At 50.4% G+C, this 18,721-nt stretch carries 12 protein-coding genes; 9 read left to right on the top strand and 3 right to left on the bottom strand.

Annotated features, from left to right (window positions below; genetic code table 11):
- Nucleotides 1-1,776, bottom strand: coding sequence for a biosynthetic-type acetolactate synthase large subunit (ilvB, locus tag EPA93_RS41390; protein WP_129893161.1), 1,776 nt, complete (start codon nt 1,774-1,776; stop codon nt 1-3).
- A gap of 845 nt (nt 1,777-2,621) precedes the next feature.
- Between ilvB and EPA93_RS41385 the strand changes: the two genes are divergently transcribed.
- From EPA93_RS41385 to EPA93_RS41355, 7 genes are all read left to right on the top strand, one after another.
- Entirely contained in the window at nt 2,622-3,833 is a 1,212-nt protein-coding gene (locus EPA93_RS41385; RefSeq protein WP_129893160.1) for an MFS transporter, read from the top strand.
- 201 nt (nt 3,834-4,034) lie between these two features.
- Nucleotides 4,035-4,607 (top strand): CAP domain-containing protein, encoded by a 573-nt coding sequence (locus EPA93_RS41380; RefSeq protein WP_165423739.1) that lies wholly within the window; start codon nt 4,035-4,037, stop codon nt 4,605-4,607.
- A 277-nt stretch (nt 4,608-4,884) separates the two neighbouring features.
- Nucleotides 4,885-6,786 (top strand): alpha-amylase family glycosyl hydrolase, encoded by a 1,902-nt coding sequence (locus EPA93_RS41375; RefSeq protein WP_129893158.1) that lies wholly within the window; start codon nt 4,885-4,887, stop codon nt 6,784-6,786.
- Nucleotides 6,787-6,995: 209 nt separating this feature from the next.
- The gene (locus tag EPA93_RS41370) at nt 6,996-7,472 is read left to right on the top strand and encodes a MarR family winged helix-turn-helix transcriptional regulator (protein ID WP_129893157.1); all 477 of its coding nucleotides are present in this window, start codon (nt 6,996-6,998) and stop codon (nt 7,470-7,472) included.
- Nucleotides 7,473-7,906: 434 nt separating this feature from the next.
- On the top strand, nt 7,907-9,163 hold the full coding sequence (locus EPA93_RS41365; protein WP_129893156.1) for a sugar ABC transporter substrate-binding protein: 1,257 nt from the start codon (nt 7,907-7,909) through the stop codon (nt 9,161-9,163).
- A 173-nt stretch (nt 9,164-9,336) separates the two neighbouring features.
- Complete coding sequence (locus EPA93_RS41360; RefSeq protein ID WP_129893155.1) at nt 9,337-10,263, top strand: carbohydrate ABC transporter permease; 927 nt, start codon at nt 9,337-9,339, stop codon at nt 10,261-10,263.
- Complete coding sequence (locus EPA93_RS41355; protein ID WP_129893154.1) at nt 10,260-11,210, top strand: sugar ABC transporter permease; 951 nt, start codon at nt 10,260-10,262, stop codon at nt 11,208-11,210. Before EPA93_RS41360 ends, EPA93_RS41355 begins: the two co-directional genes overlap by 4 nt.
- A 96-nt stretch (nt 11,211-11,306) precedes the next feature.
- Here EPA93_RS41355 and thpR read toward each other — a convergent pair whose 3' ends face one another.
- Both thpR and ftsH read right to left on the bottom strand, forming a co-directional pair.
- Nucleotides 11,307-11,891, bottom strand: coding sequence for an RNA 2',3'-cyclic phosphodiesterase (gene thpR / locus EPA93_RS41350; RefSeq protein ID WP_129893153.1), 585 nt, complete (start codon nt 11,889-11,891; stop codon nt 11,307-11,309).
- 6 nt (nt 11,892-11,897) lie between these two features.
- On the bottom strand, nt 11,898-13,760 hold the full coding sequence (gene ftsH / locus EPA93_RS41345; RefSeq protein WP_129893152.1) for an ATP-dependent zinc metalloprotease FtsH: 1,863 nt from the start codon (nt 13,758-13,760) through the stop codon (nt 11,898-11,900).
- 644 nt (nt 13,761-14,404) lie between these two features.
- On the opposite strand from ftsH, the gene EPA93_RS41340 reads away from it, so the two are divergent.
- Together EPA93_RS41340 and fdnG are read left to right on the top strand one after the other, a co-directional pair.
- Nucleotides 14,405-15,352 carry an LLM class F420-dependent oxidoreductase gene (locus EPA93_RS41340; RefSeq protein ID WP_129893151.1) on the top strand — a complete coding sequence of 316 codons (948 nt, stop codon included), beginning with the start codon at nt 14,405-14,407 and terminating at the stop codon, nt 15,350-15,352.
- Nucleotides 15,353-15,534: 182 nt separating this feature from the next.
- Nucleotides 15,535-18,717 (top strand): formate dehydrogenase-N subunit alpha, encoded by a 3,183-nt coding sequence (gene fdnG, locus EPA93_RS41330; protein WP_277988701.1) that lies wholly within the window; start codon nt 15,535-15,537, stop codon nt 18,715-18,717.
- Nucleotides 18,718-18,721: the final 4 nt, after the last annotated feature.

Genomic DNA, 18,721 nt, shown 5'->3' with positions numbered 1-18,721 from the left:
CTAGTTTTCTCCCTCAGTAGTTTCTTCAATCATAGTAGTAATCGCAGAGCCGGGAGCAACCATCGGATAAACATTAGCCTCTGACTCGATGACGAATTCAAGGATAACGGACTCATCGATCTCCATTGCCTGTTTGATAGCACTCTCTACTTCACTACGATCTGTAATGCGTATGCCTTTGATTCCATAAGCTGCGGCTAACTGTACATAGTCAGGACCGCTGATAGGGGTCTCTGAATAATTGCGCGAATGGAAGAACTGTTGCCACTGGCGCACCATACCGAGATAGCCATTATTCATGATTGCAATCTTGAGTTTGACGCCTTCCTGCCGCAGGGTTGCTAGCTCTTGAATATTCATCTGAATGCAGCCATCACCAGCCACAACCCAGACTGGCTCATCGGGCAATCCCATCTTGACGCCCATTGCAGCGGGCAGAGAGAAACCCATTGTACCCAGGCCACCAGAAGTAATATGGCTGTTGGGACGTGTCCAGAGATAGTAGCGCGCTGTCCACATCTGATGCTGCCCCACATCGGAAACGACAATCGCATTTCCCTCAGTCACTTTATAGATGGCATCAAAAATGCTTGTAGGGTCAGGCAAGGTATCGGAGCGCTTGATACTCTGAATACGCTCCTCTTCCTGCTTACGCCATGCGTTGATCTCTTGCAGCCAGGCACTCTTATCATCCTGGGCCACAGCCTCAGTTAAGGCGGCCAGAGCGACTTTAGCATCGGCCACTATAGGTACTGTCGCCACTTTGACTTTATGGATTTCCGAAGGATCAATATCGATATGAATAAAGCGCGCATGAGGAGCAAAAGCTTTGACATCGCCAGTCACGCGATCATCAAAACGTAGTCCTACGCCAATAATGAGATCAGCATCGCCGATGGCATGGTTCACATAAGCCGGTCCATGCATGCCAGGCATACCAAGCTGCAATGGATGGGTATCGGGAAACGCGCTCAAGCCAAGCAGGGTTGTAATGACAGGAATAGATGTCTTCTCGGCAAAGGCTTTCAGTTCAGCGTAAGCATTGGCCAGAATAACGCCGTGTCCGGCCATGATCAAAGGACGCTGCGACTGAGCAATCAACTGCGCGGCCTGTTCCAACAAATAGGCTGCTGGCTTACTAGCCGTAACATTTGCCTGCATAGCTTGCTCTGAAGTAGTATAGGCTGCCGGATTGTACATCGCCTTCTCAAACTGCACATCCTTGGGCACATCAACCAAAACTGGACCAGGCCGTCCGCTGCGTGCAACATAGAATGCTTCGTGAATCACTGTGGCAAGCTCATCAGCGCTACGCACGAGATAGCTGTGCTTTGTAATAGGCTGTGCCAAACCAATCATATCAATTTCCTGGAAGAAATCGCGCCCGATAGAAGCTCGGCCTACCTGTCCGGTAATCGCTACCATTGGAACTGAGTCCATAAATGCCGTTGCCAGCCCTGTCACGAGATTTGTCGCACCCGGACCGCTTGTCGCCACACACACCCCAACCTTGCCGGTGCTGCGTGCATAACCATCGGCTGCATGGCCCGCAGCCTGCTCATGTCTTACGAGGACATGATGTAGAGCAGGATAGGATGTAAGTGCATCATAAAAAGGTATAATAGCTCCGCCGGGATAGCCATACATGACCTCTACACCCTCACGAACCAGGGCCTCACACATAATCTGGCTTCCTGTCAGTTCACGGATCTCGTCTTGCTTGCCGGTCTGATCTGCAGAGAGAGCCTGCTGGATGGTCTTTGCAGCGATTGCCATAATTCCTCCCGAATAATTCACGATTTCATAAGTACATTTCGTAATAATCACGATAATAAAAGAAGACCTCCCAGATGGGAGGTCCTCTATCAGGTTACCTTCTTTGGATGGGGCTGCGTCGTTGCTCCCTCTAATCTCCCCCTGCAGTTCTTGTGGCTAGCTTCACCGTTCGCCCTACCAGACCATCAAGCCCAACAAGTCCGGTAAGGCAGGTAAGGGTAATGCTAATAATAAGTACTACAAGGAGGCATACAAGGAGGCCTACCAAAAGCAAAGCCCCTGAAAACAAAGAAACCGACGTTAACACGCCGGTTCCGTTAATTCCTATGGTGCATGCAGCAGTCATGCACATACCCATTGTTGCAGGCATAAAAAAGGACATACGTTCTCCACGACAATTAGCAGCATTCATCGCTGCCTGTGCTGTGGAACTGAACGTTGTCATCATGTACTTTCTACTCCGTTTAAAGACTTAAATCTACTCAAAGCCTGCGCTAAAATCTTTTTGCTCTGCTGAAAATCATTACAAAGGTTGCGACAGCAACTTTGCTGGAACACTTTGTTTACTTTTGCTGTTTCAGAGAATACACCACCAGGCTAAGCTTTGTCAACCCCACCGGAGACATCTGGGATTTCTTTCAGGTACACTAGTTAGAGCGCACAACACAGAAAGGGAATTTATAGGCAATTAGCCTATACATCCCCTGCCAGTTTTAGCGCCCTGATAAAGAATGCCCTGGAAGGGCTTTTCTACGGCCTTCTGCGCCCAAAACAGAGGCATATAATTTTTCATAGCCCACATCAATTTTCCTATTTACACCATATCGAAGAAGAGAAGAGTAAGCATGCACATTTTACGGGTCTTAAAGCACACTCACCTGGTACTCCTGTGGATCAGCCAGGTGCTTTCAGCCATGGGAGACTATTTCTACGAAATCGCGGTTATGTGGATTGCTATCAAGCTTGCCGGCAGTTCAGCAGGCATGGTAGGCGCTGCACAAGCAGGGTCGGCCCTCTTTTTTGGCTTGCTGGGCGGCGTTTATGCTGATCGCTGGAACAGGCGCACAACGATGATCGTAGTGGACATATTACGCGCGCTGGCTGTAATTACGCTGCCTGTTCTGGCCCTCACAGGTAGTGTGCAGTTCTGGTATTTAATCGTCGTGGCGACGATTGTAGGAGGGCTGGGATCTCTATTCAATCCCGCGCTTCAGGCGAGCCTTCCAGTCCTGGTAAGCGAGACAAAAACGCTACAAGCCACTAATGCCCTGATGGACGTTACACGCAGGCTAGCCCGCGCGCTTGGCCCCAGCCTGGCCGGCGTCCTTGTCGCATTTATGCCTCTAACCCAATTTTTCACGCTCGATGCTGTCAGCTTTGGCATCTCAGCAGTGACGGTCTTCCTTCTCGGGACGCGTTATGCCTGGCAGCCAGCGAAAGCTACACATAGCCAACAGGGCATCAAGGGGATCTGGCTAGATATTGCCGAAGGCTTCAAAATAACCTACAGCCATAAAGTCCTATTCTGGTTTATAGCGACGGATAGTATCCTGGCCGGGGCCTGGTTCGCTGCCTTTACCGTTGGCATCCCGCTATTAGCTTCCCAGGTTCTTAAAGGGAATGTCGGCGTTTATGGCCTGATTCTCGGAGCGTATGGGGTAGGAAATGTTCTGAGCAATCTTGTGATTGGAAGCCTGAGCATACGCCGTCCCGTTGCAACCATGACGATGGGTCGTATTATTGTGGGTGCCGGTTTTTTATTGATGGTTAGTGTGCCCATATTTTATGTCGCGCTCCTTGGTTCGGCCATTGCGGCTATTGGTGGCCCGATGGGCGATATCCCTATCACGATGATGATCCAGACCGAACTGCCTTCCCAGCACATTGGCAAAGTATACAGCCTGCTTTTTACGCTTATGAATCTGGGCAGCGCCCTTGGCCTATTGCTAGCCGCGCCGCTCTTCCAGTTTTCAGGAGTTCAAGTTGGCATAGCTATCTGCTCGCTGATTATGGTGCTCTCAAGCGCTACCGGGCTGATGCGCTTTGGCTTCAAATGAGTGGTAAAGATTGTGGGCCTGGTCGCTATGCCATAGTGCAGCAAGAGCTGATTACAACGTGGAGCTAACTGATTCGTAATGACTCTAAAGCTATGTATATTGTCACCATCAAAAATACGCATATTGCCTTCTATATCAGGACGACGGAGGGCAATATGCTATCTTTGCAAGGTAGGATAACTTGCTAAGGAGTTTATTCTGGTGAGGAGAAAATTTTGGTATAGAGTAATCTCAATCCTTGCTATCCTTGTCGTTGGGGTAGGCATTTATGGCTTGCTTCAGTCTCTCGGGAATGCTTTGTCCGGGAGTGCGGCACCTACCGCGCCCGCAGAAGCCCAGAGCGGAGCAGCATCCTCGACTACCGAAAGCCAGATTGCCCAGGCGGTCTTCGCAGCAATCAATAAGGATCGAGAGGCCGCAGGTCTGCCAGCGCTCGGCTGGAGCGATGCTTTAGTGCAGGGTGCGCATAAACATAATCAGGCCATGGCGAGCGCAAATCAGCTCTCGCATCAGCTTCCAGGCGAAGCTGATCTCGGTAAGCGGGTCACGCAAGATGGTTTGAAGTGGTGGTGGGTTGGCGAGAATATTGGCCAGACCACTGACGCGACGGTTAATGGAGCTCTGGCTATTCACAAAGCCATGATGGCCGAGCAGCCACCTGAGGATGGGCATCGCAAAAACATTCTTACCACCGAGGGCAAGCTAATAGGCATCGATGTGCTCATTGACGCTAACCATCAGCTGTGGATAACTGAAGATTTTGCCAAAGTTTAAGAAACCCCTCATAACCAGGGAAATTTGAGGGCGGGATAAGCACTGAAGCTTGCTCCGCTCATTTTTTTGGAGCTAGTTAGCCGCTCCTCAAATCTATTTTGCTCAAAGATTCCTTCTAGCGTCCTTTCTGCCAAAACATCGTATTCGCTCTTGACAAGCCCAATAGAGATCAGTAGACTTGTCTATAGTAGAAAAATCAACAATATACCAGTCAACTAAATTATTAGAAGCCTTGAATGGGTATACCTTACTCCCCAAGGAAGAGGAGAAAGCAACAATGACAGAGGTCGTCGATTTTTTCTTCGGGCCCTACCCCTATGCTCAGCAACTACGTCTCAAGGCAGCTATCGAGGATGGATTAGCCCATGGCAGCCGTATCGAACCGCATGATCCACAACCTGGAGAGACTGTAACGCTCTTCTTCTCTACAAACGCTCAGAAGCCCATCGAGCAAGTCGCTGTCTACTACACAGCTGATGGGACAACGCCCAGAGGCTCTCGTGGAGAGGCGGCGAATGGGAAAGTCGTTCTGGCAGAAGTAGAGCAACACGAGCCTGGAACAACAGGTGATCAGTCTATACGGCCCTGGCGCGCAGTGTTGCCACCACAGGCAGAAAACACTCTTGTTCGCTACTGCGCAGATGCATGGAACAAGACCGATCCCTCTCAACACTGGTATGCGGATTGGGTTGATCCTGTCAGTATGCCCGGGCCCCAGGAACGCATCTTTGCCTATCACGTCGATTGCCGCTCTGTGCCCCAATGGTGGCAAGAGGCAGTTGTTTACCACATCTTTGTTGATCGTTTTAACGCGGGTTCCCATGAGCCGCCACTACGCAGTCATGAGCATACCGCTATTACCGATTTTTTTGGTGGCACTTTAACCGGCATTATCGAGAAGCTTGATTATATCCACAGTCTGGGGACTAACTGTATCTGGCTCTCCCCGGTTTTCGAGAGTCCTGTCTACCACGGCTACAATATTTCTGACTATTTCAACGTCGCCAGACGTTATGGCACAAATGAGACGCTGCGCCGACTTATTCAAGAAGCGCATCAACGCGGCATACGCGTTCTACTTGATTTCGTAGCCAACCATACCTCCGATCAGCATCCAGCATTCATCGCTGGCAAAGCGAATCCCGCGAGCGACACTGCTCACTGGTATGCCTTTGGCGACTGGCCTCCCTATGGATACCGCACCTACGCTCTGGTCCAAAACATGCCCGAGTTGATGACGGAACATGCAGACGTACGACGCTATCTTATCAATGCAGCCCTACATTGGTTGAGCTACTTTGGAGCTGACGGTATGCGCCTTGACTATGTGGCAGGGCCTTCTCACAGCTTCTGGACAGAGTTTCAAGAAGGCCTCAAGGAACGCTTTCCCCAGGCACTCACGCTTGGTGAGATTACAGCTTCTTTAACCGAAATCGCTGATTATGAAGGTCGTCTTGACGCTTTTATGGATTTTCCGCTCACCGGGATGCTGCGCAAGGTCTTTGCTCTACGCGAAGCACCGCTAACAAGCTTATTGAGCTTTCTCGATGAGAGAGTGGCCTCCTTGCCAGCACATATGGAACGCGCTACGCTCCTGGATAACCATGACATGCATCGCTTCCTATGGCTCGCTCATGGCCAGACCGAGCGTTTGAAGCTGGCTGCGGTCTGTCACCTGACTCTGGATGGCACACCTATTGTCTATTACGGTACCGAGGTTGGACTCTCACAATACGCCGATGCAAGCAAAGAAAATGCCTATGCACGCGCTCCCATGCTCTGGGATGAATATCAGGATACAACGCTATTAGCTCATTATCGCCGGTTAATAGCTATCAGACAAGCTTATCCAGCCTTACGTACTGGCACGTTTCGCAGGCTCTCGGTCCAGCTAGTAGGCACATCGGCTGCAGCCGATGAGCAGATCGGAGCCTACCTTCGTCAGAGCGGCGAACAATATGTACTGATCGCGCTAAATAATAATGAGCTGCCGGTAAAGATGCGCATTATCCTCCCTGCAGAGATCGCGGAGGCTACAGGAACACTTTGCAATCTCTTGCCATCAACCCGCGCAGAGCCGACCTGGCAAGAGAATCTGCTTGAGCTTGAGCTAGCAGGCCTGGCAGCTGCTATCCTGCTTCCAGGGACAGAGCTCGGGAAATTGAAGCTCGACTCATGACTATAAGAAAATCATTGGTAAAAAGTGGGTTAAGATTTCCCTTGATACCTCTCTAGCAGCAGGAGGAATTTGCCATACCTGGCTAGCGGCTATAACTCATTTTTCCGACAAAAGTAGATCCAACAACTGTTGACTTCTCAACAGTTTTGTTCTACACTTTTTCAATACACTCAGTGATTTACAACGACAAATCAAACAAAGGCAAGCACATGAGTATCGAGGATAAATTTACTGTCGAACAGGAAGTATATCGCCTGCTCACCAAAACATTTTATCTGCTAGATGATAGCGACCACCGTTTCTGTGCTGAGCATGGCCTGAATACGCGTCAGTTCTGGACTCTGCAAAATCTTGATCAAGAGCGAGGATGCTCGATGGTAGATCTCAGCCGCGTCCTATTTACAGATAAAAGCAACGTCACAGGCATTATTGATCGCCTTGAACATCTCAAGCTCGTCAAGCGCTCTTCTGATCCTCATGATCGCCGCGTTATTCTGATTACACTTACTCCCGAGGGGATACTCTTGCGCGAGAAGCTAAAAGAAGAGCATAGCCAGCTCATCCATCGCTTGATGGGTGCTGTCGATTGTAGACGTTTATGCGCTTTACAGGACCATTTACGGGCCATCAGCGAAAACATTGAAACTTATCTGGAGCAAGGCAATACTGCTCCATCATCCACATAATCTACGCCCAGCTTATAGAGATTTCTCTTGTCGTCACACGATAAGCCCAGGCAATAAACCTGGTAGGAACCATATATATTTAAGAGATGCCAACGAGGGCATTCTCAGGCAAAACGGAGTTTGTAGCAGACACCTTTTTAAGATCATGATGCGGGTAGTCCTTTTTCATGGATGATGTATCCGTGTGCAAAGCAGCACAGAGAGGAGGAAAACCTCTTGAATACAGTTCCCATTCTCCAGACTTATTTATCTTGTCCGCCAGCATACTCTACAGCATAACCAGGCCTGAGCTTGCAGAACGCGTTCTTAGCCATACGAGCTATCCTATCAGCTAAGTTCGCTATGAAGACAAGCTGTATGTCTATACTTACTGTTGTCCATATTCGCAAACTTAAATAAGCCCTGAATTATTTTTCGCATGGAGGATCTCAGCAATGTTTAGCAAGCGTGCATTCATCCATCTCCTGCCACTGGCCTTGCTGATTGTAATGCTATTGGCCGCCTGTGGAGGTGGAAGCAGTCCGAGTGGAAGTAGCAATAGCAACAACATTGATTACAGCGGAACAATCACTATCTGGCATAACTGGCAAGGAGATTACATCAACGCCAAAAAAGCTATCTTCGACGCCTACACTAAGCTCCATCCTAAAGTGGCGATTAAACTGGTTCATCAGGATGACGTGATTGCTAAATCCATCATCGCCATTAAAGCGAATAACGGCCCTGATATCATTGATTATGCTGACGATAATCTGGGAAAGCTGGCCTCTAGCCATGCCGTCATTCCACTCGACGACTATATTAGCAAAGGCTTCGTCAACTCGACATATAGCAAGCCAGCCGCCGATGCAGTAACCTTTAACGACAAAATCTACGGTGTGCCAGAGACAGTTGAAGCGCTCACGCTCATCTACAACAAAGATTTAGTCAGCCCGAATGATGTGCCTAAGACGAGCGACGATCTGCTAAATTTTGCCAAGACATTTCAACAGCAGCATCCCGGCAAGTATGGTGTCGTATGGGATATCCTTAATGGATACACAGCCGCGCCCTTCTTCTACGGTTATGGAGCTAGCTTTGTAACGCCTGACGGCAAAGCTCACCTTGACACGCCCAAGGCACTTGCCGCGATGAACTATATCAATTCCTTCAGGCCCTACCTGCCCAAACAAATCACCTACGACGCCGCCTCTTCTCTCTTCACTGAGGGAAAAGCCGCCATTATGCTTAATGGCCCCTGGGCCTATGCCGATTATGCTAAAGCCAATCTCAAGCTTGGTTTTGCGCAGCTTCCCATCATTACAGCAACTAACACACCGGCTAAACCCTTCGTTGGCGTAAAATCGTTATGGGTGACCAAAAATGCCAAAAACGTGGCCCTCTGCACCGATCTCATCAAATTTTTCACGAATAAAGAGAATCAGGTAAACATGGTCAAAACTACCGGTGAGATTCCAGCTAATCTCGCGGCGCAGGATGATTCTACTATCAAAGATAATCCCGTAATTACTGCTTACGCCTCGCAGGTAAAACTGGGCACAGCCTTGCCCAATACGCCTTATATGTCAGCCCTCTGGACACCACTCCAACAGTCATTAACGGCCATGTGGAATGGTTCCCAAAAACCCGAAGCAGCTCTCGCCTCGGCCCAGAGCGCGGCAACAAAGGGTATTGCGCAAATTACTTCATAACACAAATCTGGTCTGCTCATAGTATTGTGAATAGCACTGAGGCAGATAATTCACATTTGCGCCCGGCGCACCTCTAACTCAGGGCTTATCTCTAGAGATACAGCTCTGAGTTAAGCGGGAAGGGCTACGAGATGTGAAATCTGCCACTTATCCTATGGAAAGGGCAGGAACACATGCTCAAAGTCAGCCGCTTCACTATTTTTCTGTATTTGCTGCCCATGCTTATAACCCTGGCCCTGGTAAGCATCTGGCCGATTTTATATACACTCTATCTCTCTTTTACTAATTACACCCTTTTCAACTCAGATCACTATTCTCTCATCGGGCTTGGAAATTACCAGCAACTGCTTCTTACGCCCAATAGTGATCTGTTCTTCGTCCTTGGCCTGACAGTGCTCTATGTTGCTGTTTGCGTAGCATTGTTTCTTGTTATAGGCATGGCAACCGCACTGGCACTCAATAATCCCAGAATCAAAGGTCAGGCATTCTGGCGCACGGTATTACTGGTGCCCTGGGCCGCTCCCTCCGGCATTACCGCCCTGATCTGGAAATTTCTATTTAACGATGACTTTGGCCCCATTAACCAGATTGGGCGTATATTCTTTGGTCACCAGTTTGCTATTCCCTGGCTCAGCGCACCCTGGGGTACCTTCGCTGCCGTAGTCATTACAAATGTCTGGCTTTCTTATCCATTCTTTACAGTTGTCATTCTGGGTGCGCTACAGAGCATTCCACAGGAACTAAATGAGGCGGCCAGCGTTGATGGAGCCAATGCCTGGAAACGCTTCATAACCGTCACCCTGCCACTCTTGCGCCCTGCTATCGCTCCAGCGGCTATTCTTAGCGCTATCACAACCTTCCAGATGTTTAATACTGTCTTTCTTATCAATAAAGGTGGACCGTTTGTGAGCGCCGATAAACCAGGCTTCACAGAGTTTGTCATCATATATATGTATAATCGCATCCTGGGCGCTAATGTAGCCAATCCGCACTATGCTTTAATCGCAGCTTTCTCGATTTTGCTCTTTATTATTCTGGCCCTGGCTACATTCCTCGCCCGCACGCTGAGCATTCCTGCCAGTAAGGAGTCAGTAGCATGAACGAACGAACGACAGAAATGAGCAATATACCTTCATCCTTGCCAGGAAGGGGAATGAGTATTCCTTCAACGACCTCTACACAAACCAGGTCCGCGGTCAGCAGACCTCATCTCGCCTCGACGCTCTCGCTTGCAGGGATCTATCTTTTCCTGATTATCATGACCGTCTTCGCCCTCTTCCCGCTCTATTACGTCTTACAGGCTTCGCTAGCTGGCGACCAGAACCTTTACACTACCGATTTACACCTGATTCCGACCCGGCCTACACTTGATAATTATATCTACGCGCTGACGAAGCTGCCCCTGTTAGCCTGGATCGCTAATACATTTATCGTCTGTGGAGCTACAACACTGATCGGGGTTATCTGCTCAATGAGTGGAGCCTATGCGCTATCGCGCTTCCGCTTCCGAGGAAGAGAGTTAAGCCTCACTTTGCTGCTGACCCTGCAGGCTTTTCCGGCCTTGCTGGCTCTACCGGCCTACTATCTTTTGCTCGATGCGCTGGGACTGATTAACAATTTGCTTGGCTTAATTCTCGTCTATGCAGGCGGGCAACTCGTCTTTGGCTGCTGGAACATCAAAGGGTATTTTGACACAATACCTGTAGAGCTAGAGCAGGCGGCGATGATTGACGGAGCATCACATCTCCAAGCCTTTTTGCGCGTAACGCTCCCCCTGTCCATTCCCGCGCTTATAGCCTCGGCAATGTTTATTTTTCTAGCCGGTTGGAACGAGTTTGCGATTGCTAACCTCGTGCTTAACGCTAATGATACCGGGAGTAACCTTACCTTTATCCTGGGAGTATATAGTCTACAGAGTGATTTTCGCACCCCCTGGGGCTACTTCGCCGCCTCCTCGGTCCTGGTTACGCTTCCTCTCTTGCTCTTGTTCCTATATGCACAGCGTTTCTTCCAGTCAGGTTTAACTATTGGCAGCGTAAAGGGGTAATGGAAGCAAATATATGGGCCAGCTAGAACTTAGCAGTTATCTGTGCTCTAGCTAGCCCATGTTCCCTATGCAGCCTGCTTGATCTCAAGGTTATGCTCAGAGTACATCCCCAAGCTTCCACTCTTGCAAGCAGGTATATTGCGCGCCCATGCGGGATAACTCACTCTTCATTACATACACAGAGCTGACAGGATAGATCTCTGTAGAAACGATCCCATGCTGCTTACCAGTCAAAATGCTCTGCAAGTTGCCCTGCTCCTCGGAAGTTAGCGGGACCTTCACGCGGGCCAGAGTAAGGTGAGGAGAAAAGGGCCGCTTATCGACGGCAAAGCCGCGCTGCTCTAGCTCGCGATTGAGCACACGATGGAGCAGCGACAACGTACCCGAAGGCTCATTGATGCCCATCCAGATGACGCGGGGCTGCTTCGCCGGGCCAAAGACACCCAGGCGGGAGAGATTATACGAGAAGGAACAAACTTTACGAGCGGCAATACCAGCGGCTTCTGTGGCTTCTGTCAGTTGCTCATCTGTCAATTCGCCTAAAAAGGCAAGGGTGAGATGAATGCCAGCCGGGTCAACCCAGCGCACGCTCGGTAATCCACGCGCCACCCGGTGGATGACTCCCTCCAGGTGGCGCTGGGCTGCCTCATTCATTTCAAGGGCAATAAATGTTCTCGTCATAAGATTTCATGCGGCAAACAGCATAGCATCAAGCTCTGCTCCATCAATGGTCTCGACCTGGATCAGGTGCTCAGAGATAGCTATCAGCTTCTCCTTCTTCTCACGTAAGATAGTAAGGGCTGTATTATAAGCTTGATCGATAAGCGTTGCAACCTCAGCGTCAATTTTCGCTGCAGTCTCAGCGCTGATTGACGAGGTGCCTTCCGGGTCCATCTTGAGGGCTATATTGCCAAGAGCCGTCATACCAAACTCACAGACCATGCGCCGCGCAAGATTCGTAACATACTCGATATCCTGGCTGGCTCCCGTAGTAATATCTCCAAAGATAATCTCTTCGGCCGCACGTCCGCCCATCGCACCCGCCATTTTTGCCAGCAATTCTGAGCGACGCAGGAGGTAGCGGTCCTCAGCTGGAGCCTGAACAGTAATGCCCAGAGCCATGCCTCTGGCAATGGCCGAGACCTTTTGTACGGGATCGGCGCCGGGCATAGAGCGCATAACGATGGCATGACCAACTTCGTGATAGGCGATGATCGCCTTCTCAGCTTCAGTAATGACGCGGCTCTTACGCTCGGGACCGGCCATGACACGCAAGATCGCCTCTTCAAGCTCGGGCTTGCGAATATCGCTCTGACCATTGCGTGCAGCCAGCAGGGCGGCCTCGTTCAAGAGATTGGCCAGGTCAGCGCCTGAAAAACCTGCGGTCTGGCGCGCGAGATCCTCTAGCGTGACATTGGCGGCAAGTGGCTTATCTTTCGCATGGACCTCAAGAATAGCTAAGCGTCCACGAATATCAGGCTTATCAAGCATCACGCGGCGATCAAAACGGCCCGGACGCAGGAGGGCAGGATCAAGGACGTCAGGTCGGTTTGTCGCGGCAATCACCACTACATTAGTATGCTTATCAAAACCATCCATCTCGACAAGCAGCTGATTTAAGGTCTGTTCGCGCTCGTCATTGCCTCCGGTCCCCGAATTACTGCGCTGACGTCCCACGGCGTCAATCTCATCGATAAAGAGGATACATGGAGCATGCTCTTTGGCTTCTTTAAAGAGATCGCGTACGCGTGCCGCCCCAACCCCCACAAACATCTCAACAAATTCAGAGCCGCTTACGCTATAGAAAGCTACGCCAGCCTCACCAGCCACCGCACGAGAGATAAGGGTCTTGCCTGTGCCAGGAGCACCAACCAACAATACTCCTTTAGGAGTACGTGCCCCCATGGCAGTAAAACGCTCAGGATATTTGAGGAATTCAACGATCTCTTGCAGTTCTAATTTAGCCTCTTCGACTCCGGCAACATCCTTAAAGAGAACGTTGGGATGCGTCTCGTTAAAACGTTTGGCCCTGGAACGCGCAAAGGGAGCAGCCTGGCCGCCAACGCCACTGCGCCGAATAAAAAAGAACATGCTGCCTGCTACAAGAAGGACTAGAAGCAGATCGACACCACCCTGCACCCACTGGTTATGCTGACTGCTATCAATGCTGACCGCAACTCCATCACGTCTGAAGATCTCTGTTACAGCCTGTCCATCTTCCTTGAAGGCATGATACTGCTGGCCTGATTTGGAAGTAGCCAATACTTCACTGCTGCTCACGGTGACAGACTTCAATTGATGCCGATCAGCCATATTGAGTACTTCGCTGATGGGCTTTTCTTGAGCTGCACCTGCCCCGACTGCCAAATTGATGAGGCGAAATCCTGCTAGCGCGAGCAGAAATACACCCATAACGACTAATGCTAGAGGAATAGCATAACGTATAACGAAATGTCGCTTTTTCAGGCGGGGAGCTATCTTGGAGCGGGGATTTCGTGATTTTGCACTTGAGTTTGTTGTTTCCTGCTTATCTTTTGGGGGTATGTCCATGCAGTACGTAAACCCTTCTTTACTGTTTCCTGACTTCTATCATGCCTATTTCATCTTGCATCTTCACGTATTTTTCTATTCCAGTGCGATGCTAGAACGTAGTATATCGTATAAGAATTTGTTTAGCAAGATTAGTAGATCGTTAGAATGCTGAGAAAGATTAGAAATAGTACTATCGTATAGCTGTTTCTCTTGATACAGAAGAGTTTTATAGCCCTTACTCTTACTAGCACAAATAGGCTATAGAGCGCGATATATCTATGAACCAGCATATGCCTGTATATTTCTCGCTAGCTCACAAAGGGTTGGCTGCACCGAATAATTTTTATCAATATTTTAATGCTGCATAAAGATATACCAGAAAATCCCGGTATGCGCCAGTCTCATAACCTTTTGGTCTACAACTTCAGGACGGCTAGCTCTTACTATCAACTGACAAAGCTTATCCTGCCATTGGCAGTCATATGATTGTCAGAATCTGGTAATACTATCGATTTTCTCGCATACTGATCAAGCGAAGGGCTCAGCTCAAAGCTAGATACCCATCGTCTCTTATGGCTATAAGAAGCTAGACATATTACTTGTAGTCTGTTTATGTTGCACTTTTGACTGCACAATCTGACTTACGGAGGAGACTCAACTGTATGAACTTAAAATTCGGCATATCCCTGCCACAGGGATGGACTATGGACCTGGCCAGCATCAAAGATCCGGTCGAAGCTTATGAGGCAATGACACGCGTTGCTCAGACTGCCGACGAACTTGGCTTTGACTCGGCCTGGCTGGTAGATCATTTTCACACCATCCCTACGCCCTCACAGGAAGTCACCTTTGAGTGCTGGACGACAACTGCAGCCCTTGCGCGCGATACTAATCATATTCGCATTGGTCAGATGGTGACCTGCAACGGCTATCGCAACCCGGCACTGTTGGCCAAGATGGCCAGTACCGTTGATGTGCTCTCGCACGGGCGCCTCAACTTTGGCATCGGTGCCGGCTGGCATGAGCACGAATACCGGGGCTACGGCTATGAATTTCCCACTGCCCCCGAGCGCTTACGCCAATTACGCGAAGCCGTCCAGGTCATTCTCGCCATGTGGACCCAGGAAGAAGCCATCTTTGCAGGACAGTATTATCAAGTGCATGGCGCTATCAACCAGCCCAAGGGTGTACAAAAGCCGCATATTCCCTTGCTGATCGGCGGGAGCGGCGAAAAAGTGACGCTTAAGCTCGTAGCGCAGTACGCCGATGCCTGCGATATCTACGGCGATCTAGAGACTATCAAGCAGAAGTTTGCGATCCTCAAAGACCATTGTACGGCCGTTGGGCGCGATTACGAGAGCATCCGGCGTACGATAACAACAGTCTGCGTCATGGACGAGACTGATAAGCAGGCCGAGGCCAGAAGCGATCTCGGCCTTAAGCGCCTCTTTAGGGATACCTCGTTGATTGGTAGCCCGCAGACTATTCGCAAACGCCTGGCGGAGCTTGAGGATGTCGGGGTTCAGGAGATTATTATCGCCTTCCCTGACGTCATTCAACTGGATTCCCTGCGATTCTTTGCTAGAGAGTTTATCGCCCGAGCAGATTAGCACAAAGCTCAACCGGGCGCATGGTAGTCAGAGCCCGGCATTCCCGCTCAAAAGCCCAGGTTAGCGATACATGAGCATGCTAGCTCTTTTCGTTCCATGATACAATAGGAGCATACCACTGCTCTGCGACGGTTCATCGCGAAAACACACAAGATATATGCACAGAATGGGGATATGATTCTATGGCAGAATTCTCTTCTCTACCGCAACCGCTACAAAGCGCTTTATCAGAGGTCATGCAGATTGGTTCTAAAGTAGAGCCCTTCAGCAAAGAAAGTATTCAAAAAGCACCTCGCATTCGCAATGCCAGAGTCGTACACAGCGTATGCCCTTATTGTGCTGTAGGCTGCAGTTTGAATGTGTATGTCAAAGATGGCAAAGTCATCGACATTGAAGGCAATCCTGATAGCCCTATCAACCATGGTACGCTCTGCCCGAAGGGCTCGGCCACCTTTCAATATACAGTCAATCCTAGCCGCCTGACGCAGATCCTCTATCGAGGTCCCTACAGCGACCATTGGGAAGTTAAATCCCTGGATTGGGCCATGGAGCAGATCGCCCAGCGCGTCAAAAAGACTCGTGATGAGACGTTTGTCGAGCGCCTTGACGACGGGCGTGAAGTCAACCATACGCTAGGGATCGCTTCACTAGGTGGGGCCACGCTCGACATAGAAGAGAACTATCTTATGAAGAAGCTGCTGACCGGCGGCTTAGGAATTGTCTCCATCGAGAACCAGGCCCGTATATGACACAGCTCTACAGTGCCCGGTCTGGGTACTTCATTAGGGCGTGGCGGGGCCACTACATTTCCGCAAGATCTTGTCAACAGTGATTGTATCTTAATCATGGGCAGCAATATGGCGGAGGCCCATCCTATCGCCTTTGCTAACGTTGTGAAAGCTAAGGAGCGAGGCGCGAAGGTCATCCATGTAGACCCGCATTTCTCGCGTACCTCAGCGCTGGCGAACCTGCATATTCCAACGCGTGCAGGTAGCGATATCGTGTTTTTGGGCGCCATCATTCGCTATTTGCTGGAAAACAATGCCTACTTCCATGAGTATGTGGTGCATTACACCAACGCAGCAATGCTTGTACGGGAAGACTTTAAAGATACAGAGGATCTCGACGGCCTCTTTTCCGGCTTTGACCCGCAAACAGGAGGCTATACAGATACACATAGCTGGGACTATCAGCGCGACAAGTACGGCAAGCCACTCACAGATCCAACGCTGCAGCATCCAAACTGCGTATTTCAGCTCATGCGGCGCCACTTTGCCCGCTACACGCCAGAAATGGTTGAGCGCGTATGCGGCGTCCCACGCGATCAGTGGCAGATAGTAGCCCAAACGCTGGCCGAAAACTCCGGGCGCGAACGCACTTCGGCTATCTGTTATGCCGTGGGCTGGACCCAGCAATCCAAGGGCGTACAGATCATTCGCTCCTCCGCGATCATTCAGCTGCTGCTGGGTAATATCGGCCGTCCCGGAGGGGGCATCATGGCCCTGCGCGGCCACGCCTCGATTCAGGGCTCAACCGATATCCCGACGCTCTACGATTTGCTGGCAGGCTACATGCCTCAACCAGCAGCATTTGTAGAAACGCACCCGCCGACAGAACAAACCCTGGAAGGGGCTACTTCGGCGCCGAGATCTCCTTCGCAGCAAACGCTTGCAGAGTATATCGAGGCGGCTGGCTTGAAAACTGGCTGGTGGATACATTTTCCCGCCTATATCAAGAGCCTGCTCAAGGCCTGGTATGGCGAGAATGTCAATGAGGAGGGCTGCGATTACGGCTATCGCTGGCTGCCGAAAATTATCGGTGACCATTCCCACCTGATGACAAGCTACGCCATGCTCGACGGCAAGATCAAGGGCTACTTCCTCTTTGGGCAAAACCCAGCGGCAGGTAGCACTGACTCACGCATGCAGCGCGAGGCATTGAAAAAGCTTGACTGGATGGTCGTGCGCGATCTCTACGAAGTTGAATCGACAGTTTTCTGGTATAAGGGTACTGAGCCTATTGATCCGTCTACGATCAAAACCGAGGTCTTCCTGTTGCCGGCGGCAGCCTCTACAGAGAAAGCAGGGAGCTTTACCAACACGCAACGGCTGCTTCAATGGCGCGATAAAGCCGTCGATCCACCCGGCGATGCGCGCTCGGACCTCTGGTTTGTCTACCATCTTGGCAAACGGCTTAAAGAGCTCTATGAAGGGAGCCAGGAAGCTAAAGACCGCCCCTTGCAAGCGCTGACCTGGGATTATGAGAGAGAGCAGCCCGAACCAGGCTCGCGCATTCTTGACGAGCCCGATCCTGAGCTAGTGCTCAAAGAGATCAACGGCTACTATGTCTATCCCCAGGGCCAGAAGGAGCAGTCCACGCAGATCTATACACTACACAACGCTCCTCATGTACCGGGCTTCACGACCTTAAAAGACGATGGCAGCACAGCTTGTGGCTCCTGGATTTATAGTGGAGTCTATCCAGAACCAGGCAATAACCGAGCAGCTTCGCGTATACCTGACGGCTATACGAATCTCCAGTGGGGCTATGCCTGGCCAGCCAACCGGCGCATCCTTTATAATCGGGCCTCTGCCGATCCCCAGGGGCACCCCTGGTCCGAACGCAAGAAGTACGTCTGGTGGGATGAGGAGAAGAAACAGTGGACAGGCTATGATATCCCTGATTTCCCACTGAATAAAGCTCCGGATTATACGCCAGCGCCCGACGCGCTGGGTATGGAAGCAATTGCCGGCAGCGATCCATTTATTATGAAGCCTGACGGTCGAGGCTGGCTTTTCGCTCCCAGCGGAGTGAAGGACGGTCCATTACCTGCGCATTATGAAGCAGTTGAAGCGCCGCTGCATAATGCACTCTACAAGCAACAAAGCAATCCAGCCGCAATCTATAACAAGGGCCGGCAAAATAACCAGCTCGCGGCAGTGGGAGACGAGCGCTATCCTATTGTAATCACCACCTATCGCCTTACCGAGCACCATCTCAGCGGCCCCATGTCGCGCTGGATGCCCTGGCTTAATACTTTGCAGCCCGAGCTCTTTGCCGAACTTAGCCCTGAGCTGGCGGCGGAACGCCAGATTAAACATGGCGACTGGATGGTTATCAGCACGCTGCGTGGCGAGATTGAAGCGCGTGCAATGGTCACAAAGCGCATACGTCCCTTGCACTTTGGCAAGCGCACAGTACATCAGATAGGCGTACCATTCCATTGGGGTTTCCAGGGCAAAAGCAAAGGGAGCATCACAAACGATCTTGCGCATATGGTGCTAGAGCCAAATGTGAGCATTGAAGAGGCTAAAGCTTTCATGTGCAATATTCGTCCTGGACGCCTCACTCATAAGGAGTTGTAAAGCG

The sequence above is a fragment of the Ktedonosporobacter rubrisoli genome, assembly GCF_004208415.1.
Taxonomy (GTDB): Bacteria; Chloroflexota; Ktedonobacteria; order Ktedonobacterales; family Ktedonobacteraceae; genus Ktedonosporobacter; species Ktedonosporobacter rubrisoli.
This window is presented reverse-complemented; position numbering and strand designations above follow the sequence as displayed.

What these genes read in the sequence shown, in the direction of transcription:
- ilvB (WP_129893161.1), bottom strand. Translation starts at nt 1,776, where the DNA reads ATGGCAATCGCTGCAAAGACCATCCAGCAGGCTCTCTCTGCAGATCAG.
- EPA93_RS41385 (WP_129893160.1), top strand. Translation starts at nt 2,622, where the DNA reads ATGCACATTTTACGGGTCTTAAAGCACACTCACCTGGTACTCCTGTGG.
- EPA93_RS41375 (WP_129893158.1), top strand. Translation starts at nt 4,885, where the DNA reads ATGACAGAGGTCGTCGATTTTTTCTTCGGGCCCTACCCCTATGCTCAG.
- EPA93_RS41370 (WP_129893157.1), top strand. Translation starts at nt 6,996, where the DNA reads ATGAGTATCGAGGATAAATTTACTGTCGAACAGGAAGTATATCGCCTG.
- EPA93_RS41365 (WP_129893156.1), top strand. Translation starts at nt 7,907, where the DNA reads ATGTTTAGCAAGCGTGCATTCATCCATCTCCTGCCACTGGCCTTGCTG.
- EPA93_RS41360 (WP_129893155.1), top strand. Translation starts at nt 9,337, where the DNA reads ATGCTCAAAGTCAGCCGCTTCACTATTTTTCTGTATTTGCTGCCCATG.
- EPA93_RS41355 (WP_129893154.1), top strand. Translation starts at nt 10,260, where the DNA reads ATGAACGAACGAACGACAGAAATGAGCAATATACCTTCATCCTTGCCA.
- thpR (WP_129893153.1), bottom strand. Translation starts at nt 11,891, where the DNA reads ATGACGAGAACATTTATTGCCCTTGAAATGAATGAGGCAGCCCAGCGC.
- ftsH (WP_129893152.1), bottom strand. Translation starts at nt 13,760, where the DNA reads ATGGACATACCCCCAAAAGATAAGCAGGAAACAACAAACTCAAGTGCA.
- EPA93_RS41340 (WP_129893151.1), top strand. Translation starts at nt 14,405, where the DNA reads ATGAACTTAAAATTCGGCATATCCCTGCCACAGGGATGGACTATGGAC.